Genomic DNA, 25473 nt, shown 5'->3' with positions numbered 1-25473 from the left:
AGTCCTCGGCAGGTGCCGTGTCGTACCGGTCACGTAAACTCCCGGCGATCGTGAGAACCACGTCTCGGGGGAGGCCAACGTGGCCGGTGGGCACGGAAGTTGGACGGGCGGCACGCTGACGGGGCGGGAGGCGTGGAAGCCGAAGCACGTGGCGCGGGCCGTGTTCCACCCGGCGTGGATCCCGGACGCGCTGGACCCGGCGGTGGAGCAGCTCAAGCGTGCGCGGCTCATCGCCGGGACGGTCGCGGCGGTCGGTGTGTACACGTTCCTCGAAGGTGGTCTCGCCTTCGACGAGCTGCTGGAGAACATGCTGACCGCCTCCGCCGTCCTGCTGTTCATCACACCGCTGACGGTCGCCGTGATGCTGTATGTGTGGCGGCGCGGTGGCCGGGTGGGGGCGTTGAGACAGCCCCTGATCAACTCGCTGAAGCTGCTGCTGGCGTTCGTGGGAACAGTCGTCGGGACGGTGCTGGTGTGGCAGTTCGCGGCAGGCACCGGCCTGTTCGCGCTGCTGCTGTTCCCCGTCGCGTTCTGGCTCACCGCCGTCGTGATCCGCGGCGCGGTGCACGTCTCGGGGAACTTCTTCGGCACCGCGGGTGTGCACCGCTGCCTGCCACCGCTGCTCGCCACCGTCACCTCGTGGCTGATGGCCCTGCCCGACCTCCTGACGGGCGACCTGCACGGGCTCGGGTTCACCGTGGGCGTCGTCTTCGTCCTCGGCGCACCGGTCACCGTCACGGGCATCGCCCTGCTGGAGGCCAACCGGCTCAGGGACCGCTACGGCATCAGGCTGGGCGCCCACCCGGCCATCCTGCCGCCCGCATCCCCCACGCCCCCTGTTCCCCCGATGCCTCCGACGCCCCCGCCCGTCGGCCCGCCGCCGGGCCCCGTGCCGCCGCAGGCCGACCCGTACGGCCGGAGGTACGGCTACCCGCAGGGACCGGGAGTGCCGGGCGCCGGGCGCCCGCCCTGCCCCCCGCCCGCCGGCCGGCCCCCGTACCCGCCCACCGGACCGAACCCCTACGGACCCGGCGGCGGCAACCCGTACTCACCCGGCGGCGGCAACCCGTACTCACCCGGTGGGGGCAACCCGTACGGGCCCGGTGCCGGGGACCGTTAGTCACCGCCACCGCCACCGCCACCGCCACCGCCACCGCCACCGCCACCGCCACCGCCACCGCCACCGCCACCGCCACCGGGGACGTCCCGCGGAACGGTTTCACGCCACGGCGCTGAGGGTGTCCGCCAGGCGGCGGCGGGCGGCCCGGGCCGCGGGAAGGGCTGCGAGGGCGGTGGCGCCCAGTACCGCCGCCGCGCCGAACAGCAGCAGGAGCAGCGGGGACGGCAACTGCGCGATCCCGGCGCCGATGCCGCTGGAACTGCCCTGGTAGTCGATCAGCCAGTAGGCGAGGGGCAGCCCCAGGGCCGTGGCGACGACGACGGCGAACAGAGCGGTGCAGCCGGTCGCGGTGACGGTGATCGAGGTGATCTGGCGCGGCGTGAGGCCGATGGCCTTCAGCGCCAGCAGATCGCGCTCGCTCTCACGCACCGTGCCGCCGATCGCGGTCAGCAGCTCGAGGAGCCCGATGAGGGCGAGGACGCCGATCACCCCGACGACGACGCCGCGCAGCGGGGACAGCCCGTCGGCCGGGTTGGGCACGCTGTGCACGTCCAGGTGGCCCGCGCCCTCCGAGGTGATCCGGGCGGCCACGGCATCCGGGTCGGCGCCCGGCGCGAGCCGGATCTGGTACAGGGTGGGACGCAGTTGCGGGTCGTTCTCACGCAGAGTGTCCAGCGAGGTGGAGATGACGCGGCCGGCGTTCTCCGCCTCGATGCTGCGGCCCACGATGTGCAGGATCTGCGGCTGGTCGCCCACGGTCATCCGCACCCAGTCGCCGACGCGCACGTTCAGCAGGTCGAGCAGGCCCTGCCCGGCCACGGCCTCGTCGGAGCCGCGCGCGGCACGGCCCTCGGCGATCGGGTACGGGTACGGCTTGTCGCGGGTGCCGAGGCCCCGCAGCGCGATCGTGGCGGTCTGACCGGGGACCAGCGCGGCCATCTCCACACCGGGATGCGCGGCGGCGACCTGCGGATCGCGCTCCAGCAGGGAGCGGGTCTCCCGGTCGCTCAGCCGGGCGTCGGTGTGGACGGTGAGCGCGGCGGGCAGGCCGATGCGCTCGGGGTTGTCGCTGTAGCGGTCGATGGTGGTCCAGGCGCTCATCGCCACCACGATCAGCAGCAGCGGCAGCGCGAGCCGCGCCACCGTGCCGAGCGAGCGCGGGCGGCGTGAGAACGCCTTGTGGCATCCCAGGACGAGCGCGGGCGGCACCCCCGTGCCGAGGGCCCGGCGCGCCGCCACCGGCAGCCGTCCGCCCGACGAAGCGGCCGGCCTCGGCAGCGGCACCGGCGGCACCCGGCCCGCCCGCCAGGCCGCGAGTCCGGTCGTCGCGCCGATGAACAGCACCGCGCCCACCGGCACCGTCCCCAGCGCCAGGGTGTGGCCGGGCAGCCCCTGCCACACGCCCACCGCGTCCCCGAGCCGCCCCGGCACGCGGCTGCCCAGCGCCTCGGCGAGCGCGGCGGCGGACACGGCGCCCAGCAGCGCGTAGGCGATGTGCTGGATCAGGAACACCCGGACGACCTGGCCGGGCGTGAAGCCGATCGCCTTCAGCACGGAGATGTCCCGCAGATGGCCCCGGATACGGGTGCCGATCGCGCCGTGCACCGCCAGCCCGGCGGCGACCAGCGCGCCCAGCCCGAACAGTCCGAGCACCTGCCCCAGCAGCCGGTTGTCGCCCTGCGCCTCGGCCCGCGCCTGCTTCCACGTGCTGACCTCCCCGATCGCGCCGGCGCCCAGTACGGTCACGGCGCGCTGCACGGCGTAGTCCGTGTCCTGGGGGTCGGTCAGGCGCAGTCCGATCGCCTGGCCGGTCGGGTCGGGCACGACGGACGGCTGCGTCCAGATGACGCCGGGCCGCTCGCCCGGCCGGTAGCGCCGCTCGGCGCTGTCGGCGACGCCGAGGACGGTCAGGGTGCGGGTCGAGCCTGGCACGCGGACCGTGTCGCCGGGCTCGGCCAGCAGTGCGCGGGCCACGCGGGTCTCCAGCACCACCCCGTCGGGGTTCCCCGCGTCCAGCCAGCGCCCGGCGTTGAGCAGCGGGCGGCCGACCTCGGGCAGCTCGGGTGTGCCGCGCAGTTCGACGGAGGCGCGGGTGCCGCGGGCGGTGACGGCGGTGGACTCGGTGGGGTAGGGGCCGGCGACGGATTCCACGCCGTCCAGCGCGGCCAGGGCGGCCGGATCGGCGGACACGGCGGTGTGCAGCCACACGTGCGCACCGCGGGACTGCGTGAAGACCCGCGACCACGGGTTGGTGGCGTACCCGAACAGTGCCGTGGCCAGCAGCAGGGAGGTGACGATGCCCGCGGTGGCCAGCACCAGGAACAGCGCCTCGCCGCGGTGCGTGCGCAGATCGGAGTGCGCCCAGCGCATGGTGGCCCGCACGTGCTCAGCCCTCCGGCCCGCGCGGGACGGGGCAGCCCCGGAACGCGCCGTGACCGGCACCGTGCTCCGCGCGGCGCGCGGGTCCCGGCCCGCAGCGGGAGACCCGGCCGCGGCCCGCCCCCGCCGCTGCCCCGGGCGCGCGGCAGCAAACCGCTCCAGGCCCGCGCCTCACCCGGCAGCGACCGTCGTACGACGGCGGCAGTGCACCGTGCGCCGGCCGTGCCGCATCCCGCACCGGAGCCTGTGCCGCACCCCGTCCCCGCCACATCAGCCCCGCACCCCGCATCAGTCCTTGAGCTCCAGCACCCCGGATATGCCGGCGCCGCGCGGCGGGGCGCCGTCCAGGACGGCGTCGTCGGCGATCCGGCCGTCGAAGAAGCTGATGACACGGTCGGCGGCGCTCGCCATCCGGGCGTCGTGGGTGACCAGCAGGATCGTCTGACCGCGCTGGTGGAACCGGGACAGCAGCCGCATCACCTCGCGGGTGCCCTTGCTGTCCAGGCTGCCCGCGGGCTCGTCGGCCAGCAGCAGCGGCGGGTGGTTCACCAGCGCGCGGGCCAGCGCGACCCGCTGCTGCTCACCGCCGGACAGCTCGCCGGGCATGCCGCGCTCCTTGCCGGCCAGGCCCAGCTCGGTCAGCAGCCGCTCACGCTCGGCACGGGCCTGCTTGGGCGGCACGCCGGCGAGCAGCGCGGGCAGCTCCACGTTGTCGGCGACCGACAGGTTGGAGACGAGGTTGAAGAACTGGAAGACGATCCCGATGCGCTTCCTGCGCTCCACGGCCCAGCGCGCCTCGCCGTAGCCGTCCGTGCACTCGCCGTCCAGCCAGACGCTGCCGGCGTCGGGGCGCTGGAGGCCGCCGAGCAGATGCAGCAGCGTCGACTTGCCGGCGCCGGACGGACCGGTGATCGCCACGAACTCGCCCGCCCGCACGCTCAGGTCGACCCCGCGCACGGCGTGCGCGGGCGCGCCCTCGCCACGGTGTGTCTTGACCAGGCCCTCGGCGCGCAGCACGGGAGCGGAACCGTCGCTCAATCCAGCTCCTCCAGCTCTTCCTGACACCGCTCGAGCCAGTCGAGGTCGGCCTGCAGGTGCAGCATCGCACCCTCGATGAGCAGGTGCGCGATGCGGTTCTCCCGGCTCTCCGCCGCGGCCAGTTTGGACAGACTGCGCATGGTGTTGAGGTACTGGCGCCGCTGTCTGTTGATGAGGGCGATCTGGTCGGCGAGGCCGGTCTGCGGGGCGACGGCGAGTTTCATGAAGAACTCGTCGCGCACCCGCGGCTCGTCCTCGGGTTCCGCGAACCAGGCGCGCAGCGCCTCACGCCCGGTGTCGGTGAGGTGGTAGACCTTCTTGTTGGGCCGGCCGTCCTGCTGGACGTCCTCGCCCTCGATCAGTCCGGACTTCTCGAGGCGGCCGAGGGTCACGTAGATCTGGCCGACGTTCGGCTGAGGGTACGCGGAGCCCAGCAGTAGCTCAAGGTCCTGTTTGAGCTCGTAACCGTGAGCCGGGCCGCGTGCCAGGAGTGCCAGGAGGGGCAGACGCACTCGTGCTGTCCTCCTGTCTTCGGTATACGCTCCAGGCCCTAGTATCGCCCATTACCTAACAGGTATACATGGCCATCGACCGCGGGCGAAGAGGCCCGGTGACGGTGATCGGGGAGGGACCCATGCGGTGGACGCACGCCGCCGGCAGGTGCCTCCTGGCTCTCGCGGTGGTTCTGGCCGGTTACGTGACGTCCGGGCCGCGGGCCGGCACCGGGGAGGCGCGGGGGCCGCTCACGCTGGCCACCGCCGGAGACCTCACCGGCTATCTCGGCCCCCTGCTGGAGGGCTGGAACCGGACACACCCCGGCGAGCACGTCACCCTCGTCGAGCTGCCGGACTCCGCCGACGAGACGCGCGCGCAGATGGCCACCGATCTGCGGGGCGACGGCGAGCGCAGCCGGTTCGACGTCCTCAACATCGACGTCAACTGGACCCCGGAGTTCGCGGCGGCCGGATGGATCCGCCCGCTGCCGCGCGAGCGCTTCCCGCTCGACACCTTCCTGCCACCGGTGGTCGCCACGGCCACTTATGACGGCAAGCTGTACGCCGTGCCGTACGTGACCAACGCAGGACTGCTCCTGTACCGCAAGGACGTCCTCGCCGAGGAGGGCGTGCCGCCGCCGCGGACCTGGGCCGAACTGGAGCGGGCGGCGAAGACGATCGCCCCGGAGCACGGACTCGACGGTTACGCGGGCCAGCTGCTGCCCTACGAGGGCCTGACCGTGAACGTCGCCGAGGCCGTGTACTCGGCGGGCGGTTCCATCCTCGGCGACGAGGGCGAGCGCGTCACCGTCGACTCGCAGGCGGCCCGCGACGGCATCGGCTTCCTCGTGCGCGGCGTCCGGGAGGGCTGGATCCCCGAGCGGGCGCTGACGTACAAGGAGGAGGAGTCCAAGCAGGCCTTCCAGGACGGCCGGCTGCTCTTCCTGCGCAACTGGCCCTACGCCTACGTGGGCGCCTCCGCCGAGGGTTCCCGGGTCGCCGGCAAGGTCGGTGCCGTACCGCTGCCGGGGCCCGACGGGCCGGGCACCAGTGTCCTCGGCGGCTCCAACCTCGCCGTCAGCTCGCGCGCGCGGCACCCCGACTCGGCGGCGCGGCTCATCGCGTACCTCACCAGTGCGCGCGTCCAGCGGCAGGTGCTCACGCGGGGCGCGCTGCCGCCCGTGCGGGCCGACCTCTACGAGGATCCGGGGCTGATCGCGCGCTTCCCGTACCTGCCGACGCTGCGCAAGAGCGTGCTCGCCGCCGCGCCGCGGCCCAAGAGCTCGCGCTACGACCAAGTCTCCCTGGTGGTGCAGGCGGTCGTGCACGACGCACTGACCGGACACGGCACGCCGAGGACAGCGGTGCACCGTCTGGCGCGTGAACTCTCCGCGATCACTCGCTAAACCTGTGACAGTTACCTGTTAGGTAACGCTCGCATCTCAACTCAGTGCGGGATGCCCGAATGTGGCCGGATATTGTCTGGTCAACTCGCCAGTAGCATCCGCAAGTTCATTGACACTCCCGCGTGACGCCTACCTAACATGAATGCATAACGTCCGGCATGAACCCGCACGCACAGACAGGTCGACGGGGTGAGTCTCAAGCGCATCGACACCCACCGCTGGTGGCGCGACGCAGTGATCTACCAGGTGTACGTCCGCAGCTTTCTGGACAGCACCGGTGACGGCATCGGCGACCTCGCCGGAGTCCGGGCAGGACTGCCCTACCTCAAGAAGCTCGGCGTGGACGGCATCTGGCTGAGCCCTTTCTACCCCTCGCCGCAGCACGACCACGGCTACGACGTCGCCCACTACTGCGGTGTCGACCCCGTCTTCGGTGACCTCGACGAGTTCGACCGGCTGATGGCGGCGGCCCGCCGGCTCGGCATCCGCGTCCTGCTCGACATCGTCCCGAACCACTGCTCCAGCGAGCACTCCTGGTTCCAGGCGGCCCTCGCGGCCGAGCCCGGCAGCCCGGAGCGCGCCCGCTTCCACTTCGCCGACGGCCGCGGCCCGGACGGCGACGAGCCGCCCAACAACTGGCACGCCATGTTCGGCGGGCCCGCCTGGACCCGCGTCACCGAGTCCGACGGCAGGCCCGGCCAGTGGTACCTCCACATGTTCACGCCGGAACAGCCCGACTGGAACTGGCGCCACCCCGAGGTGCCCGTCGAGTTCGACCGCGTCCTGCGGTTCTGGCTCGACCGGGGCGTCGACGGCTTCCGCATCGACGTCGCCGCCGGCCTCTACAAGCACCCCGACCTGCCGGACTCCGACGACCCGGAGGCCGACGCGCGCACCCGCGACTCGGTCAACCCGCTCGCCTGGAACCAGCCCGAGGTGCACGACGTGTGGCGACGCTGGCGGGCCATCTGCGAGGAGTACACCGCCGAGGACGGCCACGACCGTCTGCTGGTCGGCGAGGTGTCCGTCCCCACCGCCCGCGAGCACGCCATGTACGTCCGTCCGGACGAGCTCCACCAGGCGTTCTTCTTCGACCTGCTCAGCGCGCCCTGGGACGCCGACGCCTTCCGCAAGGTGATCTTCGAGGCGATGCAGGACATCGCGGGCACCGGTTCCACGGTCACCTGGGTGCTCAACAACCACGACCAGGTCCGTACCGTCACCCGCTACGGCGAGCACGACCCGCACGGCAGCGGCCTCGGTGCCTCCCGGGCTCGCGCCGCCGCGCTGCTGATGCTGGCGCTGCCCGGTGCCGCGTACATCTACCAGGGCGAGGAGCTGGGTCTGCCCGAGGTCGTCGACCTGCCGGACGACGTCCTCACCGACCCGATATTCCGCCGCACGGGCAGCCGCTCCCGGGTGCGCGACGGATGCCGGGTGCCGCTGCCCTGGTCCGGGCAGGCCTCCCCGTTCGGGTTCACCTCCGGGGCACACAGCGCCAAGCCGTGGCTGCCGCAGCCGGAGTACTTCGCCCTCTACACCACCGACCGGGCGCTCGACGACACCCGCTCCTTCTGGCACCTGTACCGCGACGGCCTGCAACTGCGCGCCGCACTGCCCCAGCTGGGCGAGGGCACGCTGCGCTGGCTGGAGTCCGCGCCCGGCGTGCTGGCGTTCGACCGCGGCGACGGTCTCGTCTGCGCCGTGAACTTCGGGACGGCGGACACGCCGGCCCCGGTCCCCGGCGCCCCCCTGCTTGCCAGCGGCCCCTGCCCCGCAGGGGTCCTCCCCGGCTCGACGGCCGCCTGGTGGCTCACCGACGGCTGAGCCCCACAACTTCCCGGCCAACCCCATCTCGAAGGGACATCAACGATGATGCGACGACGTACCACTCTCGCGAGCTGCACCGCCATAGCCCTGGCGTTCGGCATGACCGCCTGCGGCGGCGGTGACGACGACTCCACCGGCGACGACAAGGCTCTCAGCGGCCAGACCGTCAGCGTGGCCGGCGTCTGGTCCGGCTCGGAGCAGAAGAACTTCCAGAAGGTGCTCGACGCCTTCACCGAGAAGACCGGCGCGAAGACGCAGTTCACGTCGACCGGTGACAACGTCTCCACCGTCGTCGGCAGCAAGATCGAGGGTGGCAACGCCTTCGACGTGGTGATGGTCCCGCAGGTCGGTGTGCTCCAGCAGTTCGCCAAGAAGGACTGGCTGAAGCCGCTGTCGAAGAAGACGCAGACGGCCGTGGACGAGAACTTCGCGCCGGTGTGGAAGAACTACGGCAGCGTCGACGGCGAGCTCTACGGCCTCTACTTCAAGGCCGCGCACAAGTCGACCGTCTGGTACAGCCCCGACGCCCTGGCACAGGCCGGCGTCGAGACGCCGAAGACCTACGACGAGATGCTCAAGGCCGGCCGGACCGTCTCCGACTCCGGTCTCTCCGCCTTCGCGGTCGCCGGCCAGGACGGCTGGACGCTCACCGACTGGTTCGAGAACATCTACCTCTCCCAGGCCGGCGCGGACAAGTACGACGCGCTCGCCGCCCACAAGCTGAAGTGGACCGACCAGAGCGTCGTCGACGCGCTCACCACGCTCGGCAAGCTCTTCAAGGACAAGCAGCTCATCGCCGGCGGCCAGAAGGGCGCCCTGAACACCGACTTCCCCGGCTCGGTGGAGAAGGTCTTCGGCCCCAAGGCCGAGGCCGGCATGGTCTACGAGGGCGACTTCGTCGCGGGCGTCGCCAAGGACCAGTTCGGCAAGAAGATCGGCGAGGACGCCAACTTCTTCCCGTTCCCGCCGGTCGGCTCCGGTGACGCCCCCGTGGTCAGCGGCGGCGACGCGGCCGTCGTCCTGAAGGACGGCAAGAACAGCGAGGCCGGCATGGCGCTCCTGGAGTACCTGGCCAGCCCCGAGGCCTCCGCCGTGTGGGCCGAGATCGGCGGGTACATCTCCCCGAACAAGAACCTCGACCTCGCCTCCTACGGCGACGACGTGACCCGCGCGACCGCCAAGTCCCTCGTCGACGCCGGCAACTCCGACTCCGTCCGCTTCGACATGTCCGACCAGGCCCCGGCGGCCTTCGGCGGCACCAAGGGCACCGGCGAGTGGAAGATCCTCGCGGACTTCCTGCGCGACCCGTCGAACCCCAAGGCCACCGCGGCCGAGCTGGAGAAGGCGGCTGCCAAGGCGTACGGGAGCTGACCTGAGATGACCGCCACCATGGTGAAAGAAGCGGGGCCGCCCAGCGCGGCCGGCCCCGCGCCGAGCCCCCGGCAGAGGCGGCGCCGCGGGCGGATCGTCGCCCTGCTGTTCGTGTTCCCCGCGGTCCTCCTGCTCGGCGCCCTGGTCGTCTACCCGGTGCTGTTCTCCTTCGGGCGCAGTGTCTTCGACGCCTCCGGGGACAAGTTCGTCGGTGTCGACAACTACACCGAGATGTTCCAGGACCCGGCGACGCTCAAGGCCATCCGGAACACCACGATCTGGGTGGTGGTGGCGCCGGCCCTGCTGACCGGCCTCGGCCTGATCCTGGCCGTGCTGGTGGAGAAGGTGCGCTGGGCGACCGCCTTCAAGCTGCTGATGTTCCTGCCGATGGCGGTGTCCTTCCTGGCCGCCGGCATCATCTTCCGGCTGGCCTACGAGGAGGACCCGGACAAGGGCGTGCTCAACGCCGCCATGGTCTCGGTCCACGACGCCTTCGAGGAGTCCTCGTCCTACCCGACCGCCCGCGCCCGCGACGGCCAGGGCATCGTCAAGGACAAGGACGGCTCGTACCGCACCGGGGCGGCCGTGTCGCCCGGCGACACGGTCAACCTGGGCCTGGTCGGCGTCCTGCCGGGCGACCTGCCCGGCAGTGCGCAGCCGGCCCACGACGCCGCCGCCCGCAAGGCCGGCGCGGAAGAACTGCGCGGTGTGGTCTACCTGGACTTCACGCCCGGTGGGGGAGGGGAGCAGGGCCGCGTCGACCGGCGCGAGAGCGGCCTGCCCGAGATGAAGGTCGAGGCGGTGCGCGACGGCAAGACGGTCGCCGGCACCACGACCGCGTCCGACGGCTCCTTCAGCTTCACAGGTCTGACGGACGGCTCCTACGAGGTGAAGCTGCCCGCGAAGAACTTCGCACCCCCGTACGACGGCATCTCCTGGCTCGGGCCGACACTGGTCACCCCGGCGATCATCGGGGCGTACCTGTGGATCTGGACCGGCTTCGCGATGGTACTGATCGGTGCGGGCCTGGCCACGCTGCCCCGGGACGCTCTCGAGGCGGCACGCATGGACGGAGCCAACGAGTGGCAGATCTTCCGGCGCATCACCGTACCGCTGCTGGCCCCCGTGCTTACGGTCGTCTTTGTGACGCTCGTGATCAACGTCATGAAGGTCTTCGACCTGGTGTACATCATCGCCCCAGGACCGGTGCAGGAGGACGCCACCGTACTCGCGACGCAGATGTGGCTCGTGTCCTTCGGCGGCGGCAACAACCAGGGACTCGGCAGTGCGCTGGGTGTGCTGCTTCTGGTGCTGGTGCTGCCCGCCATGGTGTTCAACGTCCGGCGCTTCCGAAGGAGTCAGCGATGAACTCGGCGATGAACGCGATCCGCCGTGGTCTGAGCAGCGCCGTTGTGCAGGCCTTCCTGGTCCTCGTCGGCTTCGTGTGGCTGACGCCGCTGGCCGGCCTGTTCCTGTCGTCGCTGCGCTCCGCCGAGGAGTCCGCGACGGACGGCTGGTGGACGGCGCTGGCCAGCCCCGGGCAGCTCTCCTTCGAGAACTACTCGGCGCTGCTGGACAACTCGGGCATCACGCAGTCCTTCTGGAACACCGTGCTGATCTCGGTGCCGACGACCGTCCTGGTCGTCGTCATCGCGGCACTCGCCGGATACGCCTTCGCGTGGCTGGACTTCCCGGGCCGTGACTCGGTGTTCCTGCTGGTGGTCGCCCTGCTGGTGGTCCCGGTGCAGATCGGTCTGCTGCCGGTCGCCAAGCTCTTCGGCGAGCTGGGCCTGTTCGGCACGATCCCGGGCGTGGTGCTCTTCCACGTCGCCTACGGTCTGCCGTTCGCGGTGTTCCTGCTACGGAACTACTTCGCGGAGATCCCGAAGGAAATGCTGGAGGCCGCCCGCATGGACGGCGGCAGCGAGTGGCGCATCTTCGTCCAGCTGGTGCTGCCCGTGGGCCGCCCGGCGATCGCCTCGCTGGCCATCTTCCAGTTCCTGTGGGTGTGGAACGACATGCTGGTCGCGCTGCTGTTCGCGGACAGTTCCTCGCAGCCGCTGACCGTGGAACTGCAGTCGCAGATCCGCCAGTTCGGCAGCAACGTGGACGTGCTCGCACCGGGTGCGTTCCTCTCCCTGATCGTGCCCCTGGTGGTGTTCTTCGCCTTCCAGCGGCACTTCGTGCAGGGCGTCATGGCCGGCTCGGTCAAGTAACGCCCGCCCCTGTACGCCGGCCCTCCGCTTTCGGCGGAATGCGGAGGGCCGGCTTTTCGCTGTGCCCCGCCGGGCGCTGCCCCGGGAACAGGGCGGCCCCAAGCCGGGCAGGCACGGCTCAACTGCCCGGTGAGGACCGGCACGCGGGGTGCGGCCGGGTGAGGAATAGCGTGCGCCGGGCCCGGGGTTGTTGCGGGCATGACTGATTTATACGGCGTCCCCTCGCGGAACAGTGCGCGCGGATCCGCTCCCGTTCCGTTGTCCGTCCTGGACCTGGTGGCCCTCGGCGAGGGCAACAAACCGCACGAGGCGCTGCTGACCTCCCGGCGACTGGCCCGTCAGGTCGAGGCCCGCGGCTTCCTGCGGTACTGGGTCGCGGAACACCATTCGATACCCGGGATCTCCAGCAGCAGCCCGGCGGTCGTCCTCGCCCACCTGGCGGCCCACACCCACCGCCTGCGCCTCGGCTCGGGCGGCGTGATGCTGCCCAATCACGCGCCGCTGGTCGTCGCCGAGCAGTTCGGCACCCTCGAGGCGCTCGCCCCCGGGCGTATCGACCTCGGTCTCGGGCGGGCACCCGGCACGGACGGCGCCACCGCGGCGGCACTGCGCCGCAGCCAGGCCGCGCCGGGCGCCGGCTCCGGGGACGACTTCCCTGCCGAGGTCGCGGAACTCGTAGGCTTCCTGCGCGGTGACTTCCCCGACCGGCACCCCTACCGCCACGTGCACGCCGTCCCCGGCCCGGTACAGGGCAGTACCGAGCACCCGCAGGTGTGGCTGCTCGGCTCCTCCGGCTTCTCCGCGCGCCTCGCCGGGCAACTGGGTCTGCCGTTCGCCTTCGCCCACCACTTCTCCGCGCGGAACACGCTGCCCGCGCTGGAGCTGTACCGCAGCAGCTTCCGGCCCTCCGCCGCGCTGGCCGAACCGTACGTGGTGCTCGGTGTCTTCGCGTTCGCCGGGGACGACCCCGCGGAGGCCCGCAGGCAGGCCCTCACCGGCGCCCTCACCACCCTCCGGCTCCGCAGCGGCAGGGCCGGACTGGTCCCGACGCCCGAGGAGGCCGAGGCGTACGTCTTCACCGAGCGGGACAGGGCCGTCCTCGGCGGCTGGCTCGACAACGCGCTGTACGGGACGGGGGAGGAGGTCGTCGCCGGGCTGGACGAGCTGCAGAAGCGGACCGGCGCCGACGAGCTGATGCTGGCGATGAACTCGCACACCCTGGACTTCCGGCTGCGGTCGTACGAGGTGATAGCCGACGCCTACGGCCTGCCGGCGGCACCCGACCCGGCCGGCTCGACGCCCGGGGACTGACAGGACGGGGCACTGGTCGCCCGCTGGACTGGACGTGGCCGGGGGCGCTCGAGGGCCGCCGGACGTGGGCCCGACCTCCGGGTTCCGGCCCTGGAGGGGAGCGGGGCGGAGCGGGGGGAGCCGCCCCGTCGCCCGTGCGCTGACACGACGGGGCCCGACCCGGCGGCCGGACTCGGTCCGGGGCCCTCAGGGACATCCGCCGGACTCGGTCCGCACTGCCGGGACATGCTCCGGACGTGGGCCGGGCCGTGGGGGCGTGCGCCGGACGTGGGCCGGGGCCGTGGGGACGTCCGCAGGATGTGGCCCGGGGGCGTGGGGGCGTGCGCCGGACTCGGTTAGGGCCGCCTGGACGTGCGCCGGACGTGGGCCAGGGCCGTGGGGGCGTCCGCCGGACGTGGCCCGGGGCCGTAAGGACATGCTCCGGACATGGCCAGGGCCGTGGGGACGTCCGCAGGATGTGGCCCGGGGCCGTGGGGGGACTCGGTCCGGGTCGCCTGGACATGCACCGGATGTGGGCCGGGGGCGTGGGGACGTCCGGTGGCGGGGGTCAGCACTCGTGGGCCGAAGGGGCGAGTGCCGTGTCCGCGACCCGGAGGTGTTCGCGGACGCGACAGAGCACATGCGCGTGCACGGCACAGGGCGCCCCCGGCAGTTCGTAACGTCGTCGTGCCGGAGCCCGCCCGACGCATTCCGGAGGGCGGCGACCCCGGATTCCCCGCGGGGCCGGCACACGACGGAGAGGATGAGCGGTGGAACTCGATCTGCGTACCGTGATGCGGCATTTCGCCACCGGCGTCGGCGTGGTGAGCACCTGGACCGAGGAACCGAGCGCGCCCGGGGGCCGACGTCACGACGCCATCACCGTCAACTCGCTGATCCCCGTGTCGTACGGCCCCCCACTCGTCGCACTCTCACTGCGCCACGGCTCGGTCTTCCTCGCGGACCTGCTGACGTCCGGGTTCTGGGGCGTGTCGATCCTGGCCGCGGACGCGGCGGACACCGCCCGGACGCTGGCGCGCCCGTGGGAGGTCCGGGCGGGCGCGCTGCGCACGCTGGCCGCCTCCCCCGGGCCGCACACCGGCGCGCTGCTGCTGGACGGCCCCGGCTGGATGGAGTGCACGCTGGCGGACACCTTCACCGCCGGCGATCACCTGATGGTGATCGGCTCCGTCGTCGCCACCGGCGTGCGCGAGGCCCAGAACCCGCTCGTCTTCCTGCACGGCTCGCTCGCGCCCGCCCCCGCCGCCTGACCCGCCTCCCCGCCGCGCGGACACCACCGGCCGCCCGGCCGGTCGCCGCCGCCCCACTCGCCTTCGACCGTCCGGCCCGCCAGCGCCGCACGACACGCTCCGCCCGCCCGACTCGCCTTCGTCCGTCCGGCCCGCCGCCGCACGCCCCCACGCCCGACTCCCCATCGACGGCCCGGCCCGCTCCGCCCGCCCGAGTCGCCGTCGGCCGTCCAACCCGCTGCCGTCGCGCGACACGCTCCGCCGCCCCACTCGCCACCGACCGCCCGGCCCGCATCCGCAGCGTCCAGGGAGACCCGTATGTCCGACCTGTCCACGGCCGTCGAAAGTCCCGCCGCCTCCTCGCACACGCCGGAGCCCGCCGCCCTGCGCTCGGCGCTCGACGCGGCCGGCCGGCTGCTCGGTGAGGACCGGGTGACGAGGGCCGGGGGCGGCCCCGAGCAGACCCGGCTGCTCGGCCCCAACACGAGTCTGTTCCGCTCCCGCCGGGTCGCCGCCGTGCTGCGGCCCGCCACCGCCGAGCAGGCCGCCGGGATCGTCGAACTGTTCTCCCGCGAGCCGGACTCCGGCAGCCTGCACGCCGTCAGCACCGGACGCAACTGGGGCCTGGGCTCCCGCGAACCCGCCCAGGACGACACCGTGGTGCTGGACCTCGGCGGTCTCGACCGCGTGCGCTCCCTGGACCTGGACGCCGGGTGGGCGGTCGTCGAACCCGGCGTCACGCAGGGGCGGCTCTCCCGGCTGCTGGCCGACACCCCGCGGATGGTCAACGTCACCGTGTCCGCCGCGGCGACCAGCGTCGTCGGCAACGCCCTGGACCGCGGGGTCGGGCTGCGCGGTCAGCGTACGGAGGACCTCGCCGGCCTGGAGGTGGTGCTGCCGGGCGGCGAGACCGTGCGCGTGGGCTGGTGGCCGACCGAGGGGCGCACCGCGCCGGTCTACCCGTACGGCCTCGGCCCGTCGGCACTGCAGCTCTTCGTCCAGTCCAACCTGGGCGTCGTCACCGCCGCCGTGATCCGGCTGCCCCAGCGGCCCGAGGCCGTGCGGGTGACCCGGCTCGGCTTCCCGGGCGGGGCGCTCGCCGAGGTGACCGACTTCGTGCGCCGCCTGGTCGCCCAGGGCCTGACCCGTGGCGTGCCCCGGATCTACGACCCGGCGGCCGGCCGGTCGTACGGCGGGGCCGAGGGCGAGTACACAGCGCACCTCGCGGTCGACGGCACCGCCGAGTCGGTGGAGGCACTCACCGGCATCCTGACCGACGAGGCACGCCGCTCCGGCCTGTTCACCGGGATCTCCGCCACCGAGGGCGCCGATCCGGACGACCCCCACCACGAGGTGACCCGCCTCGTGGAACGCGCCTACGCCGGCGACCCGGACGTCAGCGACCGGCTCTTCCGGGACAAGATGGGCGTGGGCGCCGACCAGGTCGACTCGGACGCCGGGTTCCTGTTCTTCCTGCCGCTGCTGCCGTTCACCGGCGAGGCGGTCACCCGCGCGGACCGGCTGCTCCGGCAGGCCGCGGCCGAGACCGGTGTCCGGCTCTCGGCGACCCTGCACATGCTCGGCCCCGACCTCGTCGACTGCGTCGTGGCGATGAAGTTCGCCCACGAGAAGGAGGCGGCCGGCCGGGCCCACCGGGCCCTGGATCTGCTGTACGCGTCGTTCGCCGAGGCCGGTTTCGTGCCGTACCGGCTGGACGTCGACCACGTCGAGCAGCGGGACACGCTCGCCGCCGACGCCGCGGCCATCGCGCTCACCCGCCGGCTGAAGGCGGTGCTCGACCCCAACAACGCCATCGCTCCGGGACGTTACCGCTGAGTGCGGAACGCCGTCGGACACGGACACCAGTGAGACAGGGGACTTCACAGATGGTCACATCCAAGGCGGAGGCCAACGGGCACGCCGTCACCTCTGGGCCCGTCACGGCGGAGGAACTGCTCCGCAGGGCCGAGGCCCTCATCCCGGTGCTGCGGGCCGCTTCCGAGGGCATCGAGCAGGCCCGCATGCTGCCGGCGGAGATCGTCGAACACCTCCGCGAGGCGGGTGCCTTCCGCACGGGCGTACCCGTGGAACGCGGCGGGCCGGGACTGAACTCCGTCCAGCAGACGCTGTTCGTCGAAACCCTGGCGCGCGGCGACGCCTCGGCCGCGTGGTGCGCCATGATCGGCATGGACACGCCGCTGTACTCCCAGTTCCTGCCCGAATCGGTCGCCCGTGAGGAACTGAGCGACCCGGACAGCGTCACCGCCGGCCTGATCCTTCCGCTGGGCCGGGCGGAACGGGCACCGGGCGGCTACCGGGTCACCGGGCGCTGGCCGTTCGGCAGCGGCATCACCCACGCCGACTGGGTCGTGGCCGGCTGCTTCGTCCACCGGGACGGCAGCCCCGAGCCCGGACCGGGCGGAGCACCGCGCCACTGGCGCATCATGCTGGCCCGCCGCGAGGAGTTCGAGATCCTGGACACCTGGCACACCACCGGCCTGGCCGGCAGCGGCAGCCGCGACTACCAGGCCAAGGACCTGTTCGTGCCGGAACACCACTCCTTCAGCCTCGGCTCCCCGCGCACCACCGGGCCCAGCGCGACCCCGGAGGCCATCCTGCGCAACATGCCCGGCGTACCGCTCGGCGTGGCCAGGGCGGCGCTCGACTACGTGCGTGAGCTGGCCGCCGAACGCACGGACCGTGCCACCGACACGCCCTGGGCGGACACCTACCGCGTGCAACTGGCCGTCGCCGAGTCGGAGATGGAGCTGGGCGCGGCCCGGCACGCCGTCTACGGCAGCCTGCGCCGTCAGACGGAGATCCTCGAGGCGGGGGGCGAGATGGGGCGCGACGAACGGGTCGACACCGTCCTGGCACGGGTCAACTCCTTCCGGGTGGCGCGCGCCATCGTCACCCGGCTGTACGACCTCGTGGCGACCACGGCGATCTACCGGCCCTCGCCGTTGGACCGCTGGCTGCGCGACCTGACCACGATGCGCCAGCACGTGATCGCGCAGGACCAGGTGCTCCAGTCCGCGGGGGCTCACCTGCTCGGCGGCACGCCGCACAACCCGTTCAGTCTGGGCATCGTGGCATGACCGTGCCCCCGCGCACAGGATGCTCCGGCCCGCCGGCCCCGCCCGCGGCCCCCGAGGTTCCGTACGGCGGGGACCTGCCCGCCGACCCCGACGTTCCGTGCGGCCGGGACCTGCCCGCCGGCCCGGTGGTCCCGTACCGCCGGGACGTGCCGGCCGCCCCCGCGGTCCTGCACGGCGGGGACCTGCCCGGGCCGGCCGTCGGCACGCTCGGCGAGGCGCTGCTGCGTGCCGTCCGCTCCCCGCACGGTGTGGTCCTCGTCGACCGGGACGGCACCGCCACGCGGCGGACCTACCGCGAGCTGTACGACGACGCGGCCCGGGTGCGGGCCGGGCTGGCCGGGGCCGGGGCACGCCCCGGTACGCGGGTGATCCTGCGGACCGCGGAGGCCGCCGATCTGCTCGCCGCCTTCTGGGCGTGCGTGCTGGGCGGGATGGTTCCGCTGCCGGTGTCACGGGACACCGGGGCGGACGCCGTCGAGGAGGCCGCCGCCGCGGTGGGGGAGGCGTGGCTGGTGGGCGACGCCCTCCCCGCCGGACTGTCCGCGCGGGTCCGTCCGCTCGGCCCCGTCCGCGCGCTGCGGGCGGCCGGCGCCGGAGTCCCTTCCGCTCCGCCGGTCACCGCCCGGCCGGACGACCTGGCGGTGCTCACCCTCACCTCGGGCAGCGGAGGCCGCCCGAAGGCCGTTCCCCTGACTCATCGTCACGTGCTGAGCCGGGCCCGGGCCACCGCCCTCGCGCGCGGTCTGGGCACGCGCACCCGAAGCCTCAACTGGATGCCGCTCGACCACGTCAGCGGGATCGTCATGTTCCACGTCCGGGATGTCCTCCTCAGCTGCCACCAGGTGCACGCCGACACCGCGTGGGTCCGCGCCGACCCGCTGCGCTGGCTCGACCTGGCCGACAGTGAACGGATCGACACCACCTGGGCACCGAACCCCGCGTTCGCGGTCCTGGTCGACCGGCTGGCGCGGGAGCCGCACCGGGACTGGGACCTGAGCGGGCTGCGCTACGTCATGAACGGCGGTGCCCCGGTCAAGGACCGAGTCGTGCGGCAGTTCGTGGCGGCGCTCGGACGGTACGGCCTGCCGCCGGACGCGGTGCACCCGGGCTGGGGCATGCCGGAGACCGCCTCGGGGGTCGTCGACAGCGTCTTCACGCCGGGCGGGGGCCCCCCGCGCCGGTTCGTGCCCGTGGGCGTCCCGCACCCGGGAGTGTCGGTACGGGTGGTGGACGAGCGGGGCGAGGTGCTGCCGACGGGCGTGGTGGGCCGGCTCCAGGTTACCGGGGCACCGGTGGTCCACGCCTACCTGGAGGACGGCGCGGTGCGGCGGGCCCCGCTCTCCGCCGACGGCTGGCTCGTCACCGACGATCTCGCCTACGTCGCGGACGGCGAGCTGGTGGTGACGGGCCGCGCCGACGGCCTCGTCGAGCTGAACGGCGCCGAATGGTACGGCCACGAGATCGAGGACGCGGTCGAGGAACTGCCGTGCGTCCTGCCGGCCTCCGCGGTCGCCCGCCCCGTGCCCGTCGGGGCCGGCGAAGACGGCGAAGGCGGCCCCGCAGGGCCCGCGGTGTTCTTCCGGCCGAGGCCGGGAGTCCCGCCCGGCACGGCGGAGGTGCGGGTGCGGGAGCGGCTGCGCAGCCGGTTCGGTGCCGAGGCCGTCCGGGTGCGGGCGCTGGCGGAGCACGAACTGCCCAGGACGGCCACGGGCAAGCTCCGCCGCTCGGAGCTGGCCGCCCGACTGCCCGATGCCCGGTGCCCGGCGGCGGCCGAGGCACCCCGAACGGAGGGACCGACGTGACCCCGGACCTGAGCGCGACCATGCGGACGTTCGCCACCGGACTCACCGTCGTCACGACCTTCGCGAAAACGGAGGCGGAAACGGAGGCGGAGGCAGAGGCGGGGGCGGACGGCGTACGGCGGCACGACGCCATGGTGGTGCGTTCCTTCACCTCCGTGTCCCTGGACCCTCCCCTCGTCTCCCTGGCCGTCCGGCGCGACTGCGACGTCCTGGGGACACTGCTCGACACCGGTGTCTGGGCGGTGTCCATCCTCGACGTGGCCGGCGCCGATCTGGCCCAGGCGCTGGAGGGCGACCGGGAGTCCAGGGCGCGCGCCCTGCTCACCTGCGCGACCACGCCCGGCTCACGGACCGGTTGCCTGGTGCTGGACGCGCCGGGCTGGCTGGAGTGCCGCCTGGACGCCCGGCACGACACCGGCGACCACACCGTGCTGATCGGTGAGGTGCTCGCCACCGGCGGCCGGCACCGGCGCCCGCCGCTGGTGTCCGTCAACGGCACGCTGCGCGTGCTGTCCGAGGCCTGACCGCCGGCGTACTCCCTCCCCTTGCCGAACCAGAACCCAACTCGCAGGAGGAACCGTGAAATTCGGCATCTGGCTCGACTTCCGCAATCCCGAACGCTGGCGGCAGCCGTGGGCCGAGGTGTACGAGGAGAACCTCTCGTTGGCGACCGGGGCCGAGGACCTGGGGTTCGAGTCGGTCTGGCTTTCCGAACACCATCTGACCGACGACGGCTACCTGCCGTCCCTCTTCCCCGCCCTGGCGGCCATCGCCATGCGCACCAGCCGGATCCGGCTCGGTACGGCGATGCTGCTGGCGAGCCTCGTCCACCCGCTGCGTCTCGCCGAGGACGCCGCCGTCACCGATCTGCTCTCCGGCGGACGCCTGGAACTGGGCCTGGCCCCCGGCTACCGCGAGAAGGAGTTCGAGGCCCTGGGCATCCCGCGGGCCGAGCGCGGGGCCCGCACCGAGGAGACGGTGGAGATCCTGCGCCGGGCCTGGGAGGGCAAGCCGTTCTCCCACACGGGCCGGCACTTCACCCTGGAGGACGTCGAGGTCACCCCGGTTCCCGACGCCGCACCGCCCCTGTGGATCGGCGGCGGTGGCAGGGCGGCCGCACTCCGGGCCGGCCGGCACGGTCTGCGGTTCCTGCCCGACCTCGGCACCCCCGCGGAGATCCTCGGCCTCTACCGCCGTACCCTCGCCGAGCACGGCCACGACCCGGCCCGGTTCGGGATCACCGCGATCGTCACCCCCGGCGTGTACGTCTGCGAGGACGCCGAGGAGGGCTGGCAGGAGATCAGGGAGCACTACTGGTATCTGCTCGACAAGTTCCAGGAGTGGTTCGGCAACCCCGGTCTGCCGTCCGTCGAGGACCTGCCGCGCGAGCTGTTCCTGGTCGGCCCGCCCGACACCGTCGCACAGGGCCTGCGCGAAAGGGTCGAGCCGCTCGGCGACGTGGAACGGGTCATCTTCTTCGGCCGGGCCCCCGGTCTGCCCGCCGACCGGGCCCGCCGCTCGCTGCGGCTCTTCGCCGAGCACGTGATCCCGCAGTTCGCCTGAGGCGCGGTATCCGCGCAGGCACGCCGCATCCCCCCGCACGACGTTCCGTCACCGAAGGAGCACCATGCCAGACATCGCCATAGTCGGAGCAGGCGTATCGGGTCTGCACCTGGCCCTGCGGCTGCAGCAGGCCGGGGTGAGCACCACCGTGTACGCCGAACGCAGCCCGGAGGAGGTCGCCGCGGGCCGCCCCCTCAGCCTCCCGGTACGGTTCGGCAACACCGTCCGGCGCGAGCGGGAACTGGACGTCGCGCACTGGGACCAGCCCGAGAACCACACCCTGGGCGTGCACCTCGTCGCGGCCGGCGAGCCGGACATCCGCTTCCTCGGACGCCTGGACGAGCCCGCGAGCGGCATCGACCTGCGGCTCTACCTGCCGACCCTGACCGCCGACTACCTGAACCGCGGCGGCCGGATGGAGGTGCTGACCCCCGACGCCGAGGGCATCGACCGCGTCTCCCGCCGCCACGACCTGGTCGTCGCGGCGAGCGGGCGCACGGCGCGCACCGGACTGTTCCCGCGCGACCCGGAGCGCTCGCCCTACACCGAGCCCCAGCGGATCCTGACCGCCGGTCTGTTTAACGGCATCGCGCCCGTCGAGCCCGGTCACATCCACTTCCAGGTCTCCGGGGCCGGCGAGATCTTCTCCACCCGCATCCTCACCGCCGACGGCCCCGTGCACGGCATGGTGGTCGAAGGCCTGCCGGGCGGCCCGCTGGAGCAGCTCGCCTCCCACGACCACGCGGCCGACCCGGCCGGCTTCGAGAAGACGCTGCTGGCGCTGGTCGCCGAGTACGCCCCCGACCTGCGCGCGCGCATCACGGACAGCGAGTTCGGCATCCGCCGCCCCGGCGACGTGATCCAGGGCGGTCTCACCCCGACGGTGCGCCGGGGCTGGGCCACCCTGCCCTCGGGCCGGGTGGCCCTGGCGCTCGGCGACGCCTGGGTGCTCAACGATCCGCTGACCGGCCAGGGCGCCAACCTCGGCTCGCGGTGCGCGTTCGAGCTGGCCGGACTGATCGAGCGGGGCGGCCCCTTCGACGCCTCGTTCGCCGAGCGGGCGAGCGAGCGGCTGTGGCGGATCGCGGAACCGGTCGTCTCCTGGTCCAACCTCAACATCGGGCCGCCCCCCGAGCACCTGGGCGGCATCTTCGTCACGGCCACCGGCGACCAGCGGGTCGCCGACGCGTTCGTCAGCAACTTCAATCACCCGGCGGACATGTGGGAGGCCGTCAAGTCGCCGGAGGCGACCGAGGCGTGGCTGCGGGACGTCACGGCCGCCGGCTGAGGTCCCGTCCCGTCCGGTCCTGTCAGGCCCTCGCCGCGGTGCCGGCGAGGGCGCCGGGCGCGTCCCAGGCGGCCATCGCCATGTCCACCAGGCAGTGCAGCCCGTCCCGGTCCGCTCCGTCGCGCGCCTGGACGGACAGGCCGTTGAGGAAGGTGGTGTAGAACGCCGCGAGGCGGTCCGTGTCCGCTCGCGGGGCCAGTTCACCGGCGGCCCTGCCTCTGTCCAGACGCGTCTTGATCGTGTCCTTGGTGCGGGCGCGGCAGCGCAGGGCGAAGTCGCGGACCGACTCGTGGTCCTCGGTGCAGTTGGTGGCGGCGAGCACGATCATGCAGCCCCGCGGTCTGTCCTCGGCGGTGAACGCGTCGACGCTGGCGTGCAGCAGTGCGGCGACGGCCTCCCGGGCGGTGGGCGCCGCGTCCATCGCCCGCCGGGAGGCGTCCGCCTCGGTGCGCTCGTAGAGGCCGATGGCCTCCCGGAACAGGTTCTCCTTGTTCTGGAAGGCGGCGTACAGGCTGGGCGGGTTGATGCCCATCGCGACAGTGAGGTCATTGGTCGACGTGGTCGCGTAACCACGCTCCCAGAAGACCAGCATGGCCGTGTACAGGGCCGCGTCGCGGTCGAAGGCGCGGGGGCGTCCGGTGCGGGCCACGGGACCTCCTTGACGGCGGATCAGCCGATCGTTAGCTTCTTCTGTAGAGGCTAGTACAGAAGTCGTGCTGTCTGTTGTCCGCGCATACGGGCGGACGTACGGCTCCTTCGTTCGTTCTGCGTCGATTTTACGGCCCCCCGCCCCCGCCCGGCCCAGGCCGGTCACGGCGGAGCCGTGCTCCAACCCGAAGCCCTATCCCGAAGGAGATCCAGCTGATGGCTATCGCGGACGACGTTTCGGAGGGCGGCGCATTACCCGGCGCGGATGCCCAGGCCCCCGTGCGCTGGGGCCCGCGCCAATGGCTGATGCTCGTGGTGGTGTGCGCCGCCTTCTCGCTGGACGCCCTGGACAACATCATGGTGGGCATCGCGACCCCCCAGATCAAGGACGAGTTCGACATGAGCACGTCCGCCGCACAGTGGATCGTGAGTGCCTACGTCCTCAGCTTCGGCGGCTTCCTGCTGCTGGGCGGCCGGATGGCCGACCTGCTCGGCAAGCGCCGCGTGTTCCTGACCGGCCTCGCCGTCCTCGCCGTCGGCTCCCTCGCCGGCGGCCTCGCGACCGACGGCTTCATGGTGATCGCCGGCCGCCTGGTGATGGGCATCGGCGCCGCCCTGACCGCCCCCTCCGCGCTGTCCATCGTCGTCGGCGGCTTCCCCGAGGGACCGCAGCGCAACCGGGCCATCGGCATCTACACGGCCTGCGGCGCCGTGGGCTACTCCATCGGCGTGGTCGTCGGCGGCGCCCTCACCCAGGCGAGCTGGCGCTGGACCTTCATGCTCTCCGTGCCGGTGGCCGTCGCGGCCCTGATCGGCGCCCTCGTGCTGGTCCCCAAGGACCCCGCGCGCGGCCCGGGCACACGCCACTACGACGCCGCGGGCGCCGTCACCGTCACCGCCGCGATGCTGCTGCTGGTCTACGGCATCGTGCAGGCCCCCACCGAGGGCTGGTTCTCCGTCCGTACCCTGGCAGTCCTCGCCGTCGCGGCGCTGCTGCTCGCCGCCTTCACCGTCATCGAACTGCGTGCCCCGGAGCCGCTGCTCCGCCTCGGCCTGCTGCGCAACAAGTCCCTGGTCGGCGCCAGCCTCGTCGCCGCGGCCATCCTGGGCACCTACATGAGCTACCAGTTCATCGGCAGCCTCTACATGCAGTCCTACCGCGGATGGTCGCCGCTGGAGATGGCGTTCGCCTTCCTGCCGCTGGGTCTGATGATCCTCACCTTCGCCCCGCGCGCCGGAAACTGGCTGGGGAAGACCGGGCTGCGCCGGCCGGTCTTCGGCGGCATGGCCGCGTACGCCGTCGCCTTCCTGCTGTTCCTGCGGGTCGGGGAGCACTCCTCGTACTGGGTGATGATCCTGCCGAGCATGCTGCTCATCGGCATCGGCTTCCCCTTCGCGTTCACCGCGGCCAACGTGCAGGCCACCCAGGGCGTCGACGAGTCCGAACAGGGTCTCGCCGCGGGCATCCTGCAGACCGGCTACCAGGTGGGCGCCGCCGTGGTGCTCGCGGTCGTCACGGTGCGCATGGGCGGAGAGGAATCCAGTGTCGCGCGTGCCGACCTGCTCAACGGCTATCACCAGGGCACGTGGGTGATCGTCGCCATCGCCGCCGTAACGGCCCTCGCGGTCCCCGCCGCGGCCCTCGTCGGCCGTCGTCGGACCGGCAGGACCGCTCCCGCGGCGGCCGGACCGGCCGAACATCACGCGGGCTGACGGTCGTCCGGACCACGGCCGGCCCCGCGCGGCCCCGCACGGCCTGAGGCCGCCCCCCGGACCGGGGGGCGGCCTCAGGCCGTGCACGCGGCGGGAAGGCCGCGCGGCGCGGTCACTCCTCCAGCAGGTCAGGCTGCTCGTGGACGATCTCGTCCCACAGCAACTGGAAGCTGAACCAGCCCAGTTGCCGGTCACCGAAGCCGTCGCGCGCCGCCACCGCCTGCTCGTGCCGCATGGGCCGGGGCCGCCCTGCCGCCGCCGCCAGCAACTGCACCTGCGCGGCCGCCTCGTAGGTGAAGAACCAGTGCACCGCCTCGTCCACCGAGCCGCCCACGGTGATCAGCCCGTGGTGCCGCAGCAGGATCGCCCGGTGGTCGCCCAGCTTGTCGGCGATGTCCTCGCCCTGCGCCAGGCTGATGGACGGCCCCTCGTAGTCGCTGTAGAGCACCTGGTCCTGGTAGAAGGCGGCGGACTCCTGGTCCAGCGGCTCCAGCAGCCTGCCGAGCGCGCCGAGCGCCCGGGAGTACGGCGTGTGGCCGTGGGCGGCGGCGGTCGCGTCCGGGTGGGCGCGGTGGATCGCGGAGTGGATCACGAACGCGCTGGGGTTCACGCGGTGGTGCCCCTCGACCACCCGGCCCTCGGAGTCCACCAGGATCAGGTCCCGGACCTTGACCCGGCTGAAGGAGACACCGAACGGATTCACCCAGAACCGGTCCGGGTCCCCGGGGTCACGGACCGATATGTGCCCCGAGATGCCCTCGCCGTAGCCGTACTTGCCGAACAGCCGCAGGGCGGCCGTCAGGCGCTGCTTGCGGTGCCTGCGGGTCTCCTCCACGGAGTCGAAGACCGGCTCCGACGGCAGGGGAAGACCGGTCTGCGTGTCGGCGAGGTAACCGGGCCGTTCATGGGTTGCGGTTTCGCTCATCGGGCAACTCCTCGGTTGTCGACGGTCGTCCGGCCCGTGAAC

20 protein-coding genes are annotated in these 25473 nt (G+C 72.9%); 15 read left to right on the top strand and 5 right to left on the bottom strand.

Annotation, left to right across the window (positions count from 1 at the left end; all coding sequences use genetic code 11):
* The first annotated feature begins 79 nt into the window (after positions 1 to 79).
* Positions 80 to 1120, top strand: a complete 1041-nt coding sequence (locus ABZ354_RS13255; protein WP_358656093.1) for a hypothetical protein — start codon at positions 80 to 82, stop codon at positions 1118 to 1120.
* 99 nt (positions 1121 to 1219) lie between these two features.
* On the opposite strand, the gene ABZ354_RS13250 is transcribed toward ABZ354_RS13255, so the two are convergent.
* From ABZ354_RS13250 to ABZ354_RS13240, 3 genes are all read right to left on the bottom strand, one after another.
* On the bottom strand, positions 1220 to 3502 hold the full coding sequence (locus tag ABZ354_RS13250; RefSeq protein WP_358656091.1) for an ABC transporter permease: 2283 nt from the start codon (positions 3500 to 3502) through the stop codon (positions 1220 to 1222).
* 285 nt (positions 3503 to 3787) lie between these two features.
* Entirely contained in the window at positions 3788 to 4537 is a 750-nt protein-coding gene (locus ABZ354_RS13245) for an ABC transporter ATP-binding protein (protein WP_358656089.1), read from the bottom strand.
* The gene (locus tag ABZ354_RS13240) at positions 4534 to 5049 is read right to left on the bottom strand and encodes a PadR family transcriptional regulator (RefSeq protein ID WP_358656087.1); all 516 of its coding nucleotides are present in this window, start codon (positions 5047 to 5049) and stop codon (positions 4534 to 4536) included. The genes ABZ354_RS13245 and ABZ354_RS13240 overlap by 4 nt, the downstream gene beginning before the upstream one ends.
* A gap of 122 nt (positions 5050 to 5171) precedes the next feature.
* Here ABZ354_RS13240 and ABZ354_RS13235 point away from each other — a divergent pair, with 122 nt between their 5' ends.
* The 13 genes from ABZ354_RS13235 to ABZ354_RS13175 all read left to right on the top strand — a co-directional run bounded on the left by ABZ354_RS13235 (position 5172) and on the right by ABZ354_RS13175 (position 22145).
* A complete protein-coding gene (locus ABZ354_RS13235) occupies positions 5172 to 6437 on the top strand; it encodes an ABC transporter substrate-binding protein (RefSeq protein ID WP_358656085.1) in 1266 nt (421 codons plus the stop codon).
* A 204-nt stretch (positions 6438 to 6641) separates the two neighbouring features.
* Entirely contained in the window at positions 6642 to 8264 is a 1623-nt protein-coding gene (locus ABZ354_RS13230) for a glycoside hydrolase family 13 protein (RefSeq protein ID WP_358656225.1), read from the top strand.
* A 45-nt stretch (positions 8265 to 8309) separates the two neighbouring features.
* The gene (locus ABZ354_RS13225; RefSeq protein WP_358656083.1) at positions 8310 to 9638 is read left to right on the top strand and encodes an extracellular solute-binding protein; all 1329 of its coding nucleotides are present in this window, start codon (positions 8310 to 8312) and stop codon (positions 9636 to 9638) included.
* 6 nt (positions 9639 to 9644) lie between these two features.
* The gene (locus ABZ354_RS13220; RefSeq protein WP_358656081.1) at positions 9645 to 11006 is read left to right on the top strand and encodes an ABC transporter permease subunit; all 1362 of its coding nucleotides are present in this window, start codon (positions 9645 to 9647) and stop codon (positions 11004 to 11006) included.
* Between the two features lie 8 nt (positions 11007 to 11014).
* Entirely contained in the window at positions 11015 to 11854 is an 840-nt protein-coding gene (locus ABZ354_RS13215) for a carbohydrate ABC transporter permease (protein WP_358656223.1), read from the top strand.
* A 198-nt stretch (positions 11855 to 12052) separates the two neighbouring features.
* On the top strand, positions 12053 to 13165 hold the full coding sequence (locus ABZ354_RS13210) for an LLM class flavin-dependent oxidoreductase (RefSeq protein WP_358656079.1): 1113 nt from the start codon (positions 12053 to 12055) through the stop codon (positions 13163 to 13165).
* A gap of 749 nt (positions 13166 to 13914) precedes the next feature.
* Positions 13915 to 14415 (top strand): flavin reductase family protein, encoded by a 501-nt coding sequence (locus ABZ354_RS13205; RefSeq protein WP_358656077.1) that lies wholly within the window; start codon positions 13915 to 13917, stop codon positions 14413 to 14415.
* Positions 14416 to 14712: 297 nt separating this feature from the next.
* Positions 14713 to 16230, top strand: a complete 1518-nt coding sequence (locus ABZ354_RS13200) for an FAD-binding oxidoreductase (protein ID WP_358656075.1) — start codon at positions 14713 to 14715, stop codon at positions 16228 to 16230.
* Between the two features lie 50 nt (positions 16231 to 16280).
* Positions 16281 to 17492 (top strand): acyl-CoA dehydrogenase family protein, encoded by a 1212-nt coding sequence (locus ABZ354_RS13195; RefSeq protein WP_358656073.1) that lies wholly within the window; start codon positions 16281 to 16283, stop codon positions 17490 to 17492.
* Positions 17489 to 19294 (top strand): AMP-binding protein, encoded by a 1806-nt coding sequence (locus ABZ354_RS13190; protein ID WP_358656071.1) that lies wholly within the window; start codon positions 17489 to 17491, stop codon positions 19292 to 19294. Before ABZ354_RS13195 ends, ABZ354_RS13190 begins: the two co-directional genes overlap by 4 nt.
* Positions 19291 to 19818 carry a flavin reductase family protein gene (locus ABZ354_RS13185; protein ID WP_358656069.1) on the top strand — a complete coding sequence of 176 codons (528 nt, stop codon included), beginning with the start codon at positions 19291 to 19293 and terminating at the stop codon, positions 19816 to 19818. Before ABZ354_RS13190 ends, ABZ354_RS13185 begins: the two co-directional genes overlap by 4 nt.
* A gap of 55 nt (positions 19819 to 19873) precedes the next feature.
* Positions 19874 to 20857: an LLM class flavin-dependent oxidoreductase gene (locus ABZ354_RS13180; protein ID WP_358656067.1), complete on the top strand. Its 984-nt coding sequence runs from the start codon at positions 19874 to 19876 to the stop codon at positions 20855 to 20857.
* A 64-nt stretch (positions 20858 to 20921) separates the two neighbouring features.
* On the top strand, positions 20922 to 22145 hold the full coding sequence (locus ABZ354_RS13175) for a styrene monooxygenase/indole monooxygenase family protein (RefSeq protein WP_358656066.1): 1224 nt from the start codon (positions 20922 to 20924) through the stop codon (positions 22143 to 22145).
* A 22-nt stretch (positions 22146 to 22167) separates the two neighbouring features.
* On the opposite strand, the gene ABZ354_RS13170 is transcribed toward ABZ354_RS13175, so the two are convergent.
* The gene (locus ABZ354_RS13170) at positions 22168 to 22794 is read right to left on the bottom strand and encodes a TetR/AcrR family transcriptional regulator (protein ID WP_358656064.1); all 627 of its coding nucleotides are present in this window, start codon (positions 22792 to 22794) and stop codon (positions 22168 to 22170) included.
* A 215-nt stretch (positions 22795 to 23009) separates the two neighbouring features.
* Here ABZ354_RS13170 and ABZ354_RS13165 point away from each other — a divergent pair, with 215 nt between their 5' ends.
* The gene (locus ABZ354_RS13165) at positions 23010 to 24506 is read left to right on the top strand and encodes an MFS transporter (protein WP_358656062.1); all 1497 of its coding nucleotides are present in this window, start codon (positions 23010 to 23012) and stop codon (positions 24504 to 24506) included.
* 112 nt (positions 24507 to 24618) lie between these two features.
* Here ABZ354_RS13165 and ABZ354_RS13160 read toward each other — a convergent pair whose 3' ends face one another.
* Positions 24619 to 25431, bottom strand: coding sequence for a class II aldolase/adducin family protein (locus tag ABZ354_RS13160; protein WP_358656060.1), 813 nt, complete (start codon positions 25429 to 25431; stop codon positions 24619 to 24621).
* Positions 25432 to 25473: the final 42 nt, after the last annotated feature.

Source organism: Streptomyces sp. NPDC005925, from assembly GCF_040638805.1.
Classification (GTDB): domain Bacteria; phylum Actinomycetota; class Actinomycetes; order Streptomycetales; family Streptomycetaceae; genus Streptomyces.
Note: the sequence above shows the minus strand (reverse complement) of the source record. Positions and strands in the feature narration are given on the sequence as shown.

Coding starts and splice junctions, on each gene's coding strand:
- ABZ354_RS13235 (WP_358656085.1), top strand. CDS start 5,172: ATGCGGTGGACGCACGCCGCCGGCAGGTGCCTCCTGGCTCTCGCGGTG.
- ABZ354_RS13225 (WP_358656083.1), top strand. CDS start 8,310: ATGATGCGACGACGTACCACTCTCGCGAGCTGCACCGCCATAGCCCTG.
- ABZ354_RS13220 (WP_358656081.1), top strand. CDS start 9,645: ATGACCGCCACCATGGTGAAAGAAGCGGGGCCGCCCAGCGCGGCCGGC.
- ABZ354_RS13215 (WP_358656223.1), top strand. CDS start 11,015: ATGAACGCGATCCGCCGTGGTCTGAGCAGCGCCGTTGTGCAGGCCTTC.
- ABZ354_RS13210 (WP_358656079.1), top strand. CDS start 12,053: ATGACTGATTTATACGGCGTCCCCTCGCGGAACAGTGCGCGCGGATCC.
- ABZ354_RS13200 (WP_358656075.1), top strand. CDS start 14,713: ATGTCCGACCTGTCCACGGCCGTCGAAAGTCCCGCCGCCTCCTCGCAC.
- ABZ354_RS13195 (WP_358656073.1), top strand. CDS start 16,281: ATGGTCACATCCAAGGCGGAGGCCAACGGGCACGCCGTCACCTCTGGG.
- ABZ354_RS13190 (WP_358656071.1), top strand. CDS start 17,489: ATGACCGTGCCCCCGCGCACAGGATGCTCCGGCCCGCCGGCCCCGCCC.
- ABZ354_RS13175 (WP_358656066.1), top strand. CDS start 20,922: ATGCCAGACATCGCCATAGTCGGAGCAGGCGTATCGGGTCTGCACCTG.
- ABZ354_RS13165 (WP_358656062.1), top strand. CDS start 23,010: ATGGCTATCGCGGACGACGTTTCGGAGGGCGGCGCATTACCCGGCGCG.
- ABZ354_RS13160 (WP_358656060.1), bottom strand. CDS start 25,431: ATGAGCGAAACCGCAACCCATGAACGGCCCGGTTACCTCGCCGACACG.